Origin of the sequence: Helicobacter bilis ATCC 51630, from assembly GCF_000686565.1 — a bacterium.
Lineage (GTDB): Bacteria > Campylobacterota > Campylobacteria > Campylobacterales > Helicobacteraceae > Helicobacter_A > Helicobacter_A bilis.
This window is the reverse complement of record NZ_JMKW01000011.1, coordinates 14,115-29,537: the sequence shown is the minus strand read 5'-3', so window position 1 is coordinate 29,537 and position 15,423 is coordinate 14,115. Positions and strand designations below refer to the sequence as shown.

The window sequence follows — 15,423 nt, the reverse complement described above, 5'->3', positions numbered from 1 at the left end:
AATCTAGCTAGATTTATGAATACAAACCCCTAACAACTTATAATGTATTCTAACCCTAAGCTGTGATTCTAAAAGTTTCATCAAAGTATAGAATCTAACTAAAATATACTTGATTTTGTTTTTTTTGTAAAATCGCAACATTTTTTTTTAGATTTTATAAGGGGTTAATATGATTAATTTTAAGAAAATGGCAATAGGCTTTGGATTAGTAAGCGTGATTACATTACAAGGATTACAAGCAAATGAGCTAAAAGAGTGTAAAAGCGAAGCAGATAAAAAGACAGGCTGTGTTAAGATGAAATATTATGCAAATGGTGATATAAGAGAAGAAAGACCATATAAAGATGGTAAAGAACATGGCTCTATAAAAAGTTATTATGAAAATGGTAAGCTTAAGTTTGAAATACCAACTGAAAATGGCGAACCAAATGGTATCGCAAAGTTGTATTATGAAAATGGGATTCTTAGATTTGAATCGCCATTAGAAAATGGCAAGTCAAATGGTATTGTAAAAAGGTATTATGAAAATGGGAATCTTCAAGGTGAAGGATAGGTTAAAAATGGCAAACTGCATGGTATTGCGAAATGGTATTATGAAAATGGACAACTTCAACAAGAGGGTAACTTTGCTGAAGACAAAGTGCATGGTGATTATAAAATCTACTCTGAAGATGGAAAGCTTTTAGGCACAGCTCGTTATAGTCATGGTGAAGCACAATTTGTAAAATGTGCGACAAGAAATCTCAGCAAAGAGGACGCAAAATATCTTCTGGGAGACATGACGATTGAAAATTTTGAAACATATTGCAAATAGCAAAATCTTAGAATCTTTATATTCTAAACAATAAAAGAATATAAAATAACCCCTTTTTATAATATCCTTTCAAAGATAAGTAAAAGTAAAATAAAAACAAGGGGCTAGATTCTAAACCACCCCTTAAAATAATATAACAATACATTTATAATCTATCGAAATCCACTAAAACACAATCTATAAAATCTACACTTCACCACAAACACAAATCACAATAAAGCAATTAAAGCAAAATTAAAAACATAATCTAATACAGCCAAACCCCTTTAACAATAGAATCTTTTAAAAGATTAAAAAGCCCTTACAGCAAATGCCCCAGTTTTGCCTTTTTGATTTGTAGATAGTCTTTATTATATTCGTTTGGTTCGATGATGATACTTGCCCTTTCGCATTCGACATATTTATTCATAGATTCTATTTTACGCGGATTATTTGTTAGAAGTCGTATCTTTTTGATATTAAAATGCTTAAAAATCTCATTTACAATCTCATATTCCCTCGCATCTTTTGCAAAGCCTAGTGCCTCATTTGCCTCCACCGTATCCATGCCTTTATCTTGCAGGTTATACGCATTAATCTTATTAAAAAGCCCAATACCCCTGCCCTCTTGACGCAGATAAATAAGCATGCCACCCTCTTTGTGAATCTGCTCCATAGCAAAGGCAAGCTCAGGACCGCAATCACACTTCCTAGACCCAAACACATCGCCCGTCAAACATTCTGAATGCACCCTAACTAGCGGCGTATTCTCAAACTTTTCTGTAAAAACGACAAGATGTTCTCTTTTTTCACCATTGGGCATGTATTCGCGAAATGCTTTTGTTTTGAAATCCCCAAAGCGAGTAGGCAGATTAGCCTGTTGTGAAACCTCAATTTGTAACATATTTATCTCCAAATATTTTCATTGCAAAAACCGAAATTATAGTATAAATCTATGATTATGGCAACATAGAGTTTTGTAGCCTTTTGGTTTAATGGGAATTTTATGCCGATGATACCTTAGAATCTAAACACAACAATTTTTTGCAGCAAAGCACAAGGCATATAAACGAGACTGGGGCTATCGCTAACTCTCTTTTAGTCTGTGCTTTGTGGCTTAATATACTAGAATATAGTATAGATAAAAGGTGCGACAGCTGAGCCTTTTGCTAATACAATCAATACACCTAAAAATAGCATGATAATAATCACAGGAAAAAGCCAAAACTTCTTGCGTTCCTTTAAAAAAGCCCATAATTCTTTAATGATATTCATATTTGCTCCTTATTATGTGTTAGTTGGGTAACCTTGCGGTGTAAAAAGATGTTATTTGTCATTCTTGCCCCTTTTTGTTTGGATCGTCATGTGTAGAATTAAGATTGTGTAATTTACTTGGTTTTATTTGCCATTTTTAATTTGTGTGGCAATAAACTCTGCGATTTTCTCATTTGCTAGGGCATTTGGGTGCGTATCCCAACGCGAGATTCTATATTTAAAATGTTCAAAGTCCCCATTTTTACGCGTTCTAAATCTTCTTTATAATCATCACCGATAATTTGACTTATCGTAAAAAAGGGGATATCATCGTTTTTAAGTGTAGTTTGTATGACTTTATCGTATTTGTCTAAAAATTGTGTGTGCATATCATAATCCCAATAAAGCACATAAAGTTTTGCATTATATTTTTCTTTTAATATCTTGTTTATCTTTCGTATAATGTCAAAGTAGATGTGGTCTTGTGAGATATTTAGCTTCACTCTATCCAAATTGGAGGCAAACCCTTTTTCATAAACTTCGTTTTGTAGTAAATCTTTTGACTTGGAACCGGGTTTAATAAGCGGAAATAAATATTCTCTTGTATAAGATTCTGCAAGTTGGTCCTTTGTCTTTTTGAGTGTGCTTGCCATACGCTGTATAAAAGATTGTCGCGGTTTGTTTTCTATTATTTTATTTTTTTCTGTGTCATCATCTTTTCGCCAAAATACCGCCTGTTCTTCATCGCTAAATGTGCCTTGATAAATAATTTCACCATTAATATTTTCATATTTTGGTCCTTTAAATACGCCTTTTGCTCTGTAAATATGGTGCGGTATAGCCTCATAAATAAAGATATTTTCATCACATTGTCCCAATTCTTTAGAATCTAAATCAAACTCTAATCGTGCCAACATTTGATGCGCTCCAGCTGCACCTATACCAAAATTTTTGACATTATATTGTGGTAGATTGTTTTGTAAATATGCGGTTATAGTTTCAGAATCTCCAACACCAGAACCATAGACAAATGAGCCACCATAGATATTCAAGCAAGTGCGTGAGTTGGTATTATTATTCGGTGTGAGTCGCAAAGCATTTTCATTATGCGTATAGACAATATCATAAATCACTTTGTCATCTACAATCAATTTGCCTTTTTCAGAAACTGCTGGGGCAAGGGCATAGCCTAGAATCTTATGTGGCTGTATGAGTATATCTTTTTTATTTTGAATCTTATAATAAAAAACCCCTTCACTTATCACAACACATATAGGCACAATCGCTATATAAATAAAAGCGAGTTTTAAGCCTTGAGATGTAGCCCTTTTCGCACAAATAAGTAAAATAATCGCAAAAGCACCGCCAATCCACGCATAAGGCATACTAAAACCAAAATCACGCATACATAAACGATCTAGCTTCAGCAAAATCATCATTAATACAATAAGCCCGATAATCCACACAACAGACTTTATCCATTTGTTTTGTAACATAGAATCTCCTTTCATTTTCTAAAATTGATTTTTCATACTTACAGGTTGCTTTTGACGAGAGATAAGATAACTATCCTTTTCTTTGTCAAGTCTTGCTCCCAAAACATTGCGTCCTATTAGGTGAAAGACTAGTCCTAAAGGCACAAATACGCAAAAATACAACACCACCAAAGTTGCACGAGAAATGCACCAACCAATCACACTGCCAAGCTTAACTTGTGTAATGTAAAGTGGCACACTAGCTTTAGGATAAACTTGCAAGGCTAAAGCTATGCCAAGCCCCACAATTGCCCAGATTCTATAAATGTCGTGCAATAAGATTCCAGAGAGTAAAAACACTGCAAAAATCCCCGCCCAAATGCCTAAAAATACGCGTAAATCACTATTGTTTGTCATAACTTCTCCCTTAATCAAGCTCATATTTGTCTTTAATATCTCTAAACTTTGCGATATGCTCTTGTGGTTGTTTCTCTTTATACAGGATAAAATCCTCAATCACTAGCATATCCATCTCCGTCCCCATAAAACACGCATAAGAATCATAAGGGCTACACACCATAGGCTCGCCCCGCACATTAAAGCTCGTATTCACTAGCACAGGCACACCGCTAAGTTTATAAAACTCTTCTATCAAAGCGTAATAACGCGGGTTAGTCTCTCTATGCACGCTTTGGATTCTCGCAGAATAGTCAATATGCGTTACACTTGGGATCTCGCTTCTAACGATATTAAGCTTATCTATACCAAAAAGCTCTTTTTGCTCTTGTGTGAGTGGGTAGCATTTCTCCCTTTTCACAGGGGCTACAAGCAGCATATATGGGCTAATGTAATCACACTCAAACCACTCATTTATGGCAAAGTCCAGCACACTTGGGGCAAATGGGCGGAAAGATTCTCTGTATTTAATCTTTAGATTCATTGTCTTTTGCATTGTGGTATTGCGTGGGTCGCCCAAAATTGATCTAGCCCCCAACGCCCTAGGTCCAAACTCACACCGCCCTTGATGCCAACCCACAACTTTGCCTTGTGTTAGGGCTTTTGCAGTAAGTGTTTTAATCGTGTCAAAATTATGCTTTTCATAGACTGCGTTTAGGGAATCTAGCGTGGCTTGGACTTCGTCGTTAGAGTAAGACAATCCTAAATAGCTTCCTTGCATAGAATCTTTTAGCAAAGGCGTTGGCTTTGCCGCGCTTTTGCGGGAGTCTGCGCGGTGGGCTTGGCTCTCCGCTAGGTAAATCCCTTCGCCCACCGCTCGCCGTGCGCAACCCACAAAATCATCGGCAAATCCTTCCGCCTGCGACCCTTTTATATTTGTGGCGTTTGAAAACCCCGATTCTAACTCCAAAATCTTAGAATTGCTTGGGCTTATCTTTGGCGTTGGCTTTTTGGCTAAAAATGGCGATTGCTTCGGCTCAGCTTCGGTCATTACCGCTTTAGGTAATTCCCTTGCTTCGCCTTGCAAAGCCCCATTTTTATCACAAAAATCCTGCCGCCTATCTGCTTGGTTACAAAACACATTTTCTGCGTTTTGGGTGAAACTCCTAGAATCCTTTGTTGGCTCACTTACATTTTGGGTTTCATTGCGAGAATCCGCTTTTTCACACTCGGCTTGTTTTTCTTCACGGATTCTAGGAATTGCGGTGGGGCTTTGTAGGCTTTGCTGAAATTTGGGGGCAGTCATTACCGACAAGGTAACTCCTGCCCCCAAATTTTGGCAATCGTGCGAATGCTCACCCAAGACCGAATCCACGATTCTAGGCTGTTGGCATTCTATATGGTAAAACGCTAAGGCACACCCCACCGCACTCCCCGCATCTCCACTTGCTGGCTGTATCCAAATATGATCCAAAATCTTTTCTTCTTTGATAAGCTTTTGATAAATCTTGCCATTACCCACGCAGTTTAGCGCGACACCACCACTTAAAACAAGATTCCTACTGCCACTAAGTTTTGCTGTGGTGCGAGCTAGGGCTATCATTATTTCTTCAGTTACTACTTGCAAGCTTGCGGCTATATCCATATGGATTTGTTCTAGCTTAGATTCTGGGCTTCTCTGTGCGTGAAAAAGGCTGTCAAACTTGGCATTTGTCATCTTTAGCCCATAGGTGTAGGAGAAATACTTCATATTGAGTGAAAAGCTCCCATCAGGCTTCATATCTACTAAATGCGTTTTGATAATATCTACAAACTTTGGCTCTCCATAAGGGGCTAAGCCCATCACTTTATATTCACCAGAATTGACTTTAAAACCTAGATAATAAGTAAAAGCAGAATACAAAAGCCCTAGAGAGTGCGGAAAATGCAGCTCTTGTAAAATCTCAATATGATTATCTTACCCCTTAGCAATAGTCGTAGTCGCCCCTCGCCTATGCCATCAAGGGTTAGAATTCCAGCGTCCTTAAAAGGACTTGGGAAAAATGCGGAACTACAATGGCTTAAATGATGCTCACTAAAGTAGAGATTATTAAGCACTTTTTGTTTAAAGGCTTTAATTTCTTGCTTACTTTTTTGCGGATAGAGTTTTTTATACAAAGATTCTAGCTCTCGTGCGATGGTTTCTTTTAAGAAAAGCTTTGTTGAAAGCCATACAGGGATAGCCTTTACAAAGCTTAGAAAGCCCTTTGGCGCGGTGGCAAAGTAGGTCTCAAACAGGCGTTCAAAGGTTAGGAAGGGTTTGTCGTAAAAGACAAAGGAATCGATGGAATCTAGTGTTAGGGGTGTTGGCTTTGGGAGCGATTCAGCTTTGGGTGAGCAATTTGACGCGATTGGGGCAATTTGTGGGTAGTCATTACCTTTTAGGTAACTCCTATCCACAAATTGCCCCAAAACACGCAAAGCCCCACCGCAATTCTTAGAATCGTCTTGGGCTTGGGCGTTTTCAAAAGTAGATTCTAAGTTGGTTAAATCTTGTGGAGTGATTTTGGGGTATTCACCCCCCCCCCCCCCCCATATAATCGTGGCAGTTGTTATTTATATAGTTTAATGCCGCTTCAATGGATAGTTTAGGAAATGTGCTATCAGCCTTAATGCGAGATAGTCTCTCTTCTTGCAAGGCAAAAAGGATTCTGTCATCTTCTAATAGGGCTATGGCACTATCTTGGTAAAAGGCTGAAATACCTAAAATTATCATTGCTATCCTTTTTGCTAATATCTAATATGTGGTAGATTTGAGATTCTAATCGGCGTATTCTAGCATAAAATTATTAAGACTTATTATTTGTTTCTGTATAACATTACACGCTTTTACCTTTTGTCATAGTTTATTCAAATATGTTAGAATCTTGCTTTATTTTTTTGTTAAACAGAATTATTAAGGAAGTATAAGAAATGACTGATGATAAGCAAACACAATCCCTTAATTTACGCAAAGATTTTAAACTTGTTTATAAACGATTTGGACCCTATGTGAAGCAGCACAAATGGCAGTATTTTATGGTGCTTGTTGGCATGGTGCTTGCTGCGCTTGGATCTGGTGGCAGTGCGTATGTGATACAACCTTTAATTGATGATGTGTTTAAAGATAAGAATGAAGCAATGCTTTATATCATGCCTTTGGTTCTTATTACAATATTTTTTATTAAAGGGCTTGGGATTTATATGCAGGGCTATTATCTCTCTTACATTAATGCAAATGTTGAAAATCTAGTAAGACAAAAGGTGATGAAGCGAGTTTTGGGGTTTGAGCTTGATTTCTTTAATCGTATGCGTAGCGGTGAGATTCTAGCGCGTATTAGTGATATTTCTGTGGTGTCGTATTTTGCTACGGGTTATCTTATGAATTTTTTAAGCACGATATTAACGATTGTTGCATATAGTGCGGTTATTGTATATAATGGCTCGTTTTTAGCCTTGCTTGCATTAATGATTATGCCTTTATCTATTATCCCCATTCGTTTCATTGCAAAAAAGCTAAGATCTCTTGCGAATCAAAGCTTTCAAACAAGTGTTAATATGAATTCAAGGGTATTTGAGATTATTAATAATATAGAGATTATTAAGGCAAGTAATGGGGAAAAACTAGAGTTTAAACAATATAAAGATTATAGCAATGAGATGTTTCGTTTGGGACGAAAATCAACAAGAGTAGGACTACTCACTTCACCGCTTATGGAGCTTTTTGGCTCAATAGGCATGGCGATTGTCATTATCATAGGTGGGCTAGAAGTATTGCGGGATAATATGAGTGCTGGGCAGTTTTTCTCACTTATGGCGGCTATGTTTTTACTCTATAAGCCATTAAAGGGATTAAATGGAAGCTTTGCAGGGGTGCAACCAGCCCTTGTGGCAAATGAGAGATTATCAGACATTATTGATAGGGAGTCAAAAATTATTGATGGCAAAGAGATTCTAAAGTCTCCTATAGAATCTATTGAGGCACAAAATATTACGCTGAAATATGATGATTTCACTGCGATTAATAATCTCTCTTTGAAGTTTGAGAGAAACACAACGACAGCTGTTATTGGCAAAAGTGGTAGCGGAAAAAGCTCTTTAATGAGTCTTTTACTGCGACTTTATGAGCCAAATGAAGGCAAGATTCTCATTAATAATTATGATTTAAAAGATCTTTCACAAGAGAGTTTGCGTAAAAATATATCTATTGTAACACAAAGAATTTTTATATTCCATGGAAGTATTGCAAGTAATGTTGCCTATGGCATGGAAATTGATGAAGAAAAAGTGATTGATGCGCTAAAAAAAGCACAGGCGTATGAGTTTGTATCACAACTTGATGATGGTATAGAAACTATCCTTGATGAGTTTGGGACAAATTTAAGTGGAGGGCAAAGACAGAGAATAGCTATCGCAAGGGCAATTTATAAGAATCCAGATATTTTAATACTTGATGAAGCCACAAGTGCCCTTGACGAAGAAACAGAAGAATCTATTAAAGATGCACTTGCTACATTGCAAAAAGATAAAATTTTAATCGTTGTAGCACACAGACCAAGCACCATTGAGTTAGCTCAAAGAGTCGTGCAAATGAGTGAGGGTAAGATTCTAAACATTTGGACACAGCAAGAATATCAAGAAGAGAGAAAGAAGGGAAGAGTAAAAGATGAAGATCTTGCATAGGCGTTTATTGTGTGAATGAGAGAATCATTGTAAAACTATATGCGTTTAGTCAAGTTACTTTAAGCATATAGTTTTGATTATTCTTGGCTTGACATGTAGAATCTAGTCTTACTATAAATGAATGCTAGTGTTGTGGCTGTTATAAGCATTATATGTTGATTTTGCAAAGATATTGAATATCATGTAGCAAGGTATTTCAATAGATTTGGTAACTAACAATAAACCAAAATATCTATTTTTTACAAAAATTATGTTTAAAACTCATTATATTTCGTTATAATGCCATTCATAATTTTTATTTTTTCTATGCCAAAGGAGAAGTTATGATGGTTCTTAAGAAGTTGATGTTTGTTTCTATAGCAACAAGCGGGTTGCTTTTCGCATGTCCTAATATGGCTCACCATGAGCATGTTATCGGTGCTTCTGTTGCACCTAAAGGCGTTGTAAAAGAGCTTTATGCGACTGCAAACTTAAAACAAAAAAGAGAAATTGCACAAATTGAGTTTGATACTCTCAAGGCAGTTAAAGCACAAACAGAGAAGTTCAAACAATACAGAGATGCGGTGGAATTTGATGTTAAAAATTTGCGTTTAGACTTAGAAGAAGCACAAGCAAATAGAAATGTTTCTAAAGCTACTGAAATTCTTCATAGAATCACTAAAAAAGAAGAAGAGTTTAGAAAAAGCAAACAAGATGAACGCAATTTACGCTATCTACTTGAAGAAGATAAATTGAAAAAAATCAATGCGGTGCTTAAAGTAAAGTAACTTTCAGCCATTTGGACTATTGTGAAAATTTGGCTTCATGCTGGATTTTCGCTTAGTCTGCCTTTTGTGGCAATAAACTCTTATTATAGTCTCACTCTTATTTCTTTTTTCACATTTTTTAGGGTATTTTCTTGTTGGGAATGAATGTTTTCAGGTATGTTGTTTTAGTGTTTGCATTTTCATTGTTTTATGCACATACTAAAATGACTTCATGTAAAACTATTATTGATGGTATTGTTATGCAAGGTTCATGCAAAGGAATATTAAAGCATGGCAAATTTGTGGGTTATTATCCAAGTGGCATACTTGCATGGGAAGTTCATTATAAAGATGACAAATTGCATGGAAGATTCAGTCATTTTTATCCAAATGGTAGCCCACATTTCACAGGTTTCTACAAAGACGGGGTGTTGCATGGAGATTTTACGCAGTATGCAAGGGATAATACAGCTTTAAAAACGACTTTTAAAAAGGGAGTGTTGCATAACTGGCTATATGTGATAACTGAGGGGAAAAGGATACAAGCATTGCAGTATTATTATGGTAAGCTAATAGCCCAAAAATATCTTAATTAAAGGTTTATGCGTGCAAGATACAAAGATTCATACTACAACAAAATACACAGAATCTTTAGATACTTCTGCTAATACGATAGCAGAAGAAAGCACATCGCAAAACGAGTCAATCTCTCAAGCACACAATCCAAATAGCGAAACTTTAACAGAACAAATGCAAAAAAATAATCTCACACATGAAACACAAAACAATAAAACACAGCAAGATGGCTATTTGCAAAAACTACAACATTTTTATGCAAACATAACCAAGCATCGCTATTTTATCAGTGAAAAAATCTCATATTGTTGGCATGCTGTAACCGATAATGATAGAATCTTTCATTATGCGGCTTCTTTAAGTTTTTATAGCATTTTTTCTATTATCCCTGCTTTTTTAATGTTTTTTTCTCTTTTTTCACTCTTTCCAAGTTTTCAAGATCAATTACAGATTCTAAAACAATCTATCCTTGATAATATTTTGCCTGACAATGCCCATGAGTTCGCAAAAATCCTAGATAACTTTTTATCAAATGGCAAAGAGATGGGCTTTGTAGGCTTTCTCATTTCGCTTATTAGCTCTTTTATATTCTTTAGGAATTTTGATGATGTTGCTGCACGCATTTTTGAGGCAAAAAAACGCGGTTATTTTGACTCTTTTATCATATACTGGCTTTTAATTACGCTTATACCCATGTTTCTTGCTACTTCGATTTACTTTAATGCAGTGATTGTAGATATATACTCTGATGCTGTGATTACAAAATATTATTCTTTTGTGCCTATGCTTGCTACTTGGATTGCATTTGCTATGCTTTTTCGTGTAGCAGCTAATAAGCCATTGCGATTTTTTGTGTTGATACTAGCGAGTTTGCTTGGTGCAATTGTGTGGTATGGTTTAAAAATCATATTTTTTTACTACATGAGTTATAATAAGTTTTATAGCAATATCTATGGCTCAGTCTCAATCATTATGTTTGCATTTTTGTGGATTTATGTGTCATGGCTTGTTGTGCTTTTTTCTATGCAGTTTTGTAAATGGCTTGATACAAAATATCCATGTAATGAAAGCTAGATTCTAAAGTAGCAGAGATTAAAAATAAGATACATTTATTACCTATACTTTAAACAAGTTTAGATATAGAATCTAATTTAGATTCTTGTTGTATTAAGCATTACTAAAAAGGTAAAAATGCCTCAAGATTAAAATGTGTAGAGGGATTTTCGCTACACTCAAAACGATAATATTTTAGATTCTAAAACTTTATCAACATGCGGTAGTTTGCTAAAAATACCGCACTACGCCAAAAGTTTGAGGGTATTTTCTCAAGCACATCAGCACTTTCTGCAAAGCCCGGTAGTGAGAGATATGAGAAAGGTATGCCAAGTCCTACTTCTACTCTATGTATATTATTAAAAGTGAGACTCATGCCAAGATTAAAGGAATAATCTACTTGCAAGTTGTAATTCCATATATATTTTGCAGGGTAATAATCGCCTTTTTGTGGGTGTGAAGCATAAGGGCGATAATACATAACGCCGATATTTAGCCCCATAAATCCACCAATATAGTTTTTAAATGTATTGTCAAATGGAAATTCAAACAACACATCAGCACTCATAAAGGCTAACATATAAAAACTTTGTAAATTCCCATCACCACCATAGGGATTTTTCACAGGTGCAGTTGTGCCATTTTTTATATCATAGGTATAAATATCATTGAAAAATGAAGTAAAAAGCCCACCATAAAGCCTTGTGCCTACATAATGGTTGAAAAACTTTTGATAGCCACCACTACCACCATATACAAGCGGTGTAATACGAGTTATCACAAGATTGTTATCAATATAACCGCTTGTATAAATATCTAAAACCCCCATACTTACACCAGCAAATAAGCCACTTTTTTTCAAGGCGTCATTATAGCTTTGTGTTAGGGCATTAAATCGTTGTGCGCTTGTTTTGTCATCTACATAATGCCCATAAGGCACACTGACTTGAAAATCATCACCGATTTGCTCTTTTAAACTCATCACTTCATAACGCAAGGATTGTAAATAGCGAAGTTTATCTTCATAGCTTTTAGTAGGTTTTTGTACCTCTTTTTTTGGTTCTTCTTTTTTGACTTTTTTTGTTGAGTTAAGATTTATGGTAGTAAAATTATTGACTTTATAATTACTTCGTTTATCGTCATTGACATGAATGCGTTTTTTCACATTTGTTTCGCCAGAATCTACCCCATAAAGATAAGGCATAAAACATACACATAACAGAATATAAAATAAAGCTTTTAAAATACCCATGAGTAACTCACTATATAGCTAGGTTCAAAAGTCTCTGTTGTGCCATTTGAGAGTGTTGTAAGTGGGGAGATAAAAATATGCTCAATCTCTACCCTATGATGTTTTGCATAAGTCCAGCTCACACCTATGTTTAGATTCAAACTCATATTATGTATGTTTGTCAAATAGTTATAAGTTTCTATGCTTTGATGTTTTTTTGAAAAAATATAGCCGCCAACGCCAAATCCCGCAAAAAAGCCAAAATAATGCTCTTTAAAAAATACAGGAATATCATGCAAGATAGCAAGTCTAAATCCATAATAGTTATACAGCAAAAGCTCATTATTATGCGTGTGATTTCCATAAATATTAAATAGCTCTGCTTTTAAGCCCAAATGATTATAGAGATAACGCAAATAGCCAAGCTTTAGAATCCCACCAGCACTAGCCCTGCTTACATCTATACCCAAAGAGTTTTTATTATGTATAAAGCCTAGCATTACACCAATGCCCGCATAATATCCACTCGCTTTAGAATCTATAAGCCAATTTCGCTTTTTCTTTTCTTTCTCTATGATTTGAGACCTTAACATATAGGCTTCTTTCTCAAGCTCATGAATCTTAAAATCGATAAAATACTCATCTTGTGTCGTATCCATATTTTTTAGTTGTGAATAGTCATAGGTTGTAATCTTTGGTTTTATAGGCTTCATCGCATCATCAAATAGAGAATCTTTCTTGCTACTCTCTCTTTTTAGATAATTATGCGTTTTGCTGTAAGGTAATGAAAAATAGGGCAGGGGCAGTGAAGAATCAAGTATATTTGTCGTATCTTGTAAAAGCATATTGGGGATAAAGCTATCTTCTTTTTTTTGCTCTCTTTTTGTTGTATCTGTTTCTTTTGCATATATGCAAGTAGTAAATGTCAAAAACATAAGCAAATGAATAGCTTTTTTTATAGCATGTATATATTTTTTAAAATACATATACCCATCCTAAACTTAGATTCATAGGCTTTGCAAAATCGCTTGAGAATATATCAACAGGATTCTGTGCTACGCCCTCAAGCTTTCTAGTAACATAGCTCCCATAATGATAAATAAAGGTCTTAAAGCTTAACTCAAGCTTATGTTTCTCATAAAATGAAATATAAGTAAGGAAAGCGATATTTGAAGCAAAGCCATTCAGTTTATCCCAATACTTGTCACTATAAGCCATATAGCCCACACCAAAACCAGTTCCAACCCCAAACTTCATATCTTTAGAAATGGGAATCTCATACATAACTTCTGCATTAACATTTGTCGCACTAAATGTGCTAGCTATAAAATCTGCGTAAGGATCGTTTTTTAGCGATGATAAAATATTGCTTGCTACAAGTGTATCAAGGTAGATTTTAAGCCCCACCTGCTTACTTGATATGCCAAGAAAGTTTTGGAATCCAACCTTTAGATTTAAGGTCGGCAAAACATTTATATTGTCTGCTACCGCAGCTATTGTAGTGCCAAGTTGCACACCAAAAAATAGTTGAGTTTTATATTCACTAGATTCTAATTTCTTTCTAGCTTGTTCTCTTTCTGCTTTATTTTGTGCATCGCTAATACCAATTTGTAAATCTTCAATGGAATAGTTTTGTGGCTCTAGAGTATAGATTTTCTCTCTTTCATACACCTCTCTTATAGAATCTTTTACATGCTGCATTCTGTCGATAGATTGCTTTATTCTTTCATTATGTTTATCTTCGACTTCATCAAACATATCTGTATGATCTTCATCTAGCCGCATAGAATCTTCTGCATGCTTATCTTGTGCTACTTCACTTTCCTTTATATCATCTGCGTATATAAGGCTAGATAATAGAAAAAGAGATAAAAAGATTCTAAAAAACATAATCATATCCAATCATCATTGTATAGCCCAAAAAGCCTCTCTCTGTCCCTTGAGTGCTTCCAAAGTAGATTCCAGCTTTATGGTGAAGTTGTGGATAACGCACACTTATACCAAGATTTAGCCTATATGCTGCCTCATATTTATCACCATAAGGGCTTATGGCAAGTCCTGTAATCTTGCTTGAGCCAAGCCCAACACCAAGATTCATACTCCCAATAAAACCATGCAATTCCAAAAAATCCCACAGCATATCCGCATTAATCCCGGTAAAAAATAACCCACTTTTTCCAAGACTCACGCAAAAATCAATATAGATTTGATACCCAAAATGATTGATAGGCAACATTTTGCCTGTGTATTTTTGATACCCAACGCGAAATTCAAAGAGACTAAAGTTAGGGGTAGCTGACTTTGTATTTTGTGTGCCTATTATACCCGCATCAACAAAAAAGGGCAATGCTACATTAATATTAAAGCCATAAGCTGCACCGACAAAAAAGGCATTTTTCGCTTCAGCCCTATCCACATTTTCTATAATCTTTGCTATATCTTTATCATAAAACTTATTGCGAGAGCGAATGTATGGATAGTATTTAGAATCTAGATTAGGATAATCTATATTGTATGGATTTGCCTTATTTGTTTTAGATTCTATATCTTTATCTGTGCTATTTTCTGTTGCATAGAGATAAAAAGACATGAAAAAGCACAGACAAATATATCTCCAAATATATTTTGTAAAATAGCAAAAATTAATAATATAAGTATGCTTTGTAATATTTTGTCTCACAATATAGCCTTATCTTTTATGTGATTGCGATATGCGATATGTTGCAGGAAAAATGAATTTGTGCGATAAAAATGAGTGATATCTCAAAGATCTTTTAGAAATATCGTTTTTAAAAGCGTATAGAATATAAAAAAACAAAAATGATAAAGAAGTATAAATTTGCATAAAGCCCCCACAGCACCCACAACAAACTGAAATGCTAATTTTAGCAAAAAAATGTGTAATAGCAAGAAAAAATGCCTAAGCAAATATTATTTATAATCCACTTAAACAAGATTCCATACTCAAACTTTCCATAATGCTACAATGTATTGAAAAGATTGAATAAGACCCTAATCCAGCACAATATGAATAAAAATCTTAAAATCTATATCACTTGTTTTATGTCAATTGTATGAAGTCCTAGTCCAACAATCAACTAATGGGCTATATCGCAATACATGGAATCTTAAATAATATAAATCACGCGAAGCTATATTGTTAAAATACACATTTTAGAGATATGCTACGGGGCAAGA

Annotated in this window: 17 protein-coding genes; 6 read left to right on the top strand and 11 right to left on the bottom strand. The window is 35.1% G+C overall.

All coding sequences use genetic code 11. The features are described 5' to 3' along the window. Positions 1–169 precede the first annotated feature (169 nt). Both T368_RS13150 and T368_RS17375 read left to right on the top strand, forming a co-directional pair. A complete protein-coding gene (locus T368_RS13150; RefSeq protein ID WP_004086240.1) occupies positions 170–553 on the top strand; it encodes a toxin-antitoxin system YwqK family antitoxin in 384 nt (127 codons plus the stop codon). Positions 554–568: 15 nt separating this feature from the next. Next, positions 569–814, top strand: a complete 246-nt coding sequence (locus T368_RS17375; RefSeq protein WP_080628844.1) for a toxin-antitoxin system YwqK family antitoxin — start codon at positions 569–571, stop codon at positions 812–814. A 301-nt stretch (positions 815–1,115) separates the two neighbouring features. On the opposite strand, the gene ribA is transcribed toward T368_RS17375, so the two are convergent. The 7 genes from ribA to T368_RS13140 form a co-directional block, all read right to left on the bottom strand. Further along, the gene (ribA, locus tag T368_RS0103605) at positions 1,116–1,697 is read right to left on the bottom strand and encodes a GTP cyclohydrolase II (RefSeq protein ID WP_004086239.1); all 582 of its coding nucleotides are present in this window, start codon (positions 1,695–1,697) and stop codon (positions 1,116–1,118) included. Positions 1,698–1,918: 221 nt separating this feature from the next. Beyond that, positions 1,919–2,068, bottom strand: a complete 150-nt coding sequence (locus T368_RS16105) for a DUF5989 family protein (protein WP_004086238.1) — start codon at positions 2,066–2,068, stop codon at positions 1,919–1,921. Positions 2,069–2,244: 176 nt separating this feature from the next. Beyond that, positions 2,245–3,543, bottom strand: a complete 1,299-nt coding sequence (locus T368_RS0103595) for an SGNH/GDSL hydrolase family protein (RefSeq protein WP_004086237.1) — start codon at positions 3,541–3,543, stop codon at positions 2,245–2,247. Positions 3,544–3,561: 18 nt separating this feature from the next. Continuing rightward, the gene (locus T368_RS0103590) at positions 3,562–3,939 is read right to left on the bottom strand and encodes a hypothetical protein (RefSeq protein WP_004086232.1); all 378 of its coding nucleotides are present in this window, start codon (positions 3,937–3,939) and stop codon (positions 3,562–3,564) included. Between the two features lie 10 nt (positions 3,940–3,949). Beyond that, a complete protein-coding gene (locus tag T368_RS17055) occupies positions 3,950–5,821 on the bottom strand; it encodes a carbamoyltransferase family protein (protein ID WP_004086230.1) in 1,872 nt (623 codons plus the stop codon). A gap of 5 nt (positions 5,822–5,826) precedes the next feature. Then, a complete protein-coding gene (locus T368_RS17050; RefSeq protein ID WP_268902573.1) occupies positions 5,827–6,378 on the bottom strand; it encodes a carbamoyltransferase N-terminal domain-containing protein in 552 nt (183 codons plus the stop codon). 94 nt (positions 6,379–6,472) lie between these two features. Further along, positions 6,473–6,673: a carbamoyltransferase N-terminal domain-containing protein gene (locus tag T368_RS13140; RefSeq protein ID WP_210647619.1), complete on the bottom strand. Its 201-nt coding sequence runs from the start codon at positions 6,671–6,673 to the stop codon at positions 6,473–6,475. 197 nt (positions 6,674–6,870) lie between these two features. Here T368_RS13140 and T368_RS0103570 point away from each other — a divergent pair, with 197 nt between their 5' ends. The 4 genes from T368_RS0103570 (at position 6,871) to T368_RS13135 (ending at position 11,015) form a co-directional block, all read left to right on the top strand. Beyond that, complete coding sequence (locus tag T368_RS0103570) at positions 6,871–8,619, top strand: ABC transporter ATP-binding protein (RefSeq protein WP_004086227.1); 1,749 nt, start codon at positions 6,871–6,873, stop codon at positions 8,617–8,619. A 323-nt stretch (positions 8,620–8,942) separates the two neighbouring features. Further along, positions 8,943–9,386 (top strand): hypothetical protein, encoded by a 444-nt coding sequence (locus T368_RS0103565; protein WP_004086225.1) that lies wholly within the window; start codon positions 8,943–8,945, stop codon positions 9,384–9,386. A 140-nt stretch (positions 9,387–9,526) separates the two neighbouring features. Next, a complete protein-coding gene (locus T368_RS0103560) occupies positions 9,527–9,961 on the top strand; it encodes a toxin-antitoxin system YwqK family antitoxin (protein ID WP_080628842.1) in 435 nt (144 codons plus the stop codon). A gap of 10 nt (positions 9,962–9,971) precedes the next feature. After that, a complete protein-coding gene (locus T368_RS13135) occupies positions 9,972–11,015 on the top strand; it encodes a YihY/virulence factor BrkB family protein (protein WP_004086221.1) in 1,044 nt (347 codons plus the stop codon). A 181-nt stretch (positions 11,016–11,196) separates the two neighbouring features. Here the strand turns inward: T368_RS13135 and T368_RS0103550 are convergent, their stop codons facing one another. From T368_RS0103550 to T368_RS0103535, 4 genes are read right to left on the bottom strand one after another with little or no spacing between them, the layout of a single operon-like run. Then, entirely contained in the window at positions 11,197–12,246 is a 1,050-nt protein-coding gene (locus T368_RS0103550) for an outer membrane beta-barrel protein (protein ID WP_004086219.1), read from the bottom strand. Beyond that, on the bottom strand, positions 12,234–13,211 hold the full coding sequence (locus tag T368_RS0103545) for an outer membrane beta-barrel protein (RefSeq protein ID WP_004086217.1): 978 nt from the start codon (positions 13,209–13,211) through the stop codon (positions 12,234–12,236). The genes T368_RS0103550 and T368_RS0103545 overlap by 13 nt, the downstream gene beginning before the upstream one ends. Further along, positions 13,201–14,121, bottom strand: coding sequence for a hypothetical protein (locus T368_RS0103540; RefSeq protein ID WP_080628841.1), 921 nt, complete (start codon positions 14,119–14,121; stop codon positions 13,201–13,203). The genes T368_RS0103545 and T368_RS0103540 overlap by 11 nt, the downstream gene beginning before the upstream one ends. Then, complete coding sequence (locus T368_RS0103535) at positions 14,105–14,905, bottom strand: hypothetical protein (protein ID WP_004086214.1); 801 nt, start codon at positions 14,903–14,905, stop codon at positions 14,105–14,107. The genes T368_RS0103540 and T368_RS0103535 overlap by 17 nt, the downstream gene beginning before the upstream one ends. Between the last annotated feature and the right edge of the window lie 518 nt (positions 14,906–15,423).

What these genes read in the sequence shown, in the direction of transcription:
- T368_RS0103550 (WP_004086219.1), bottom strand. Translation starts at nt 12,246, where the DNA reads ATGGGTATTTTAAAAGCTTTATTTTATATTCTGTTATGTGTATGTTTT.
- ribA (WP_004086239.1), bottom strand. Translation starts at nt 1,697, where the DNA reads ATGTTACAAATTGAGGTTTCACAACAGGCTAATCTGCCTACTCGCTTT.
- T368_RS0103540 (WP_080628841.1), bottom strand. Translation starts at nt 14,121, where the DNA reads ATGATTATGTTTTTTAGAATCTTTTTATCTCTTTTTCTATTATCTAGC.
- T368_RS13140 (WP_210647619.1), bottom strand. Translation starts at nt 6,673, where the DNA reads ATGATAATTTTAGGTATTTCAGCCTTTTACCAAGATAGTGCCATAGCC.
- T368_RS16105 (WP_004086238.1), bottom strand. Translation starts at nt 2,068, where the DNA reads ATGAATATCATTAAAGAATTATGGGCTTTTTTAAAGGAACGCAAGAAG.
- T368_RS0103545 (WP_004086217.1), bottom strand. Translation starts at nt 13,211, where the DNA reads ATGTATTTTAAAAAATATATACATGCTATAAAAAAAGCTATTCATTTG.
- T368_RS0103570 (WP_004086227.1), top strand. Translation starts at nt 6,871, where the DNA reads ATGACTGATGATAAGCAAACACAATCCCTTAATTTACGCAAAGATTTT.
- T368_RS13150 (WP_004086240.1), top strand. Translation starts at nt 170, where the DNA reads ATGATTAATTTTAAGAAAATGGCAATAGGCTTTGGATTAGTAAGCGTG.
- T368_RS0103590 (WP_004086232.1), bottom strand. Translation starts at nt 3,939, where the DNA reads ATGACAAACAATAGTGATTTACGCGTATTTTTAGGCATTTGGGCGGGG.
- T368_RS0103565 (WP_004086225.1), top strand. Translation starts at nt 8,943, where the DNA reads ATGATGGTTCTTAAGAAGTTGATGTTTGTTTCTATAGCAACAAGCGGG.
- T368_RS0103595 (WP_004086237.1), bottom strand. Translation starts at nt 3,543, where the DNA reads ATGTTACAAAACAAATGGATAAAGTCTGTTGTGTGGATTATCGGGCTT.
- T368_RS0103560 (WP_080628842.1), top strand. Translation starts at nt 9,527, where the DNA reads ATGAATGTTTTCAGGTATGTTGTTTTAGTGTTTGCATTTTCATTGTTT.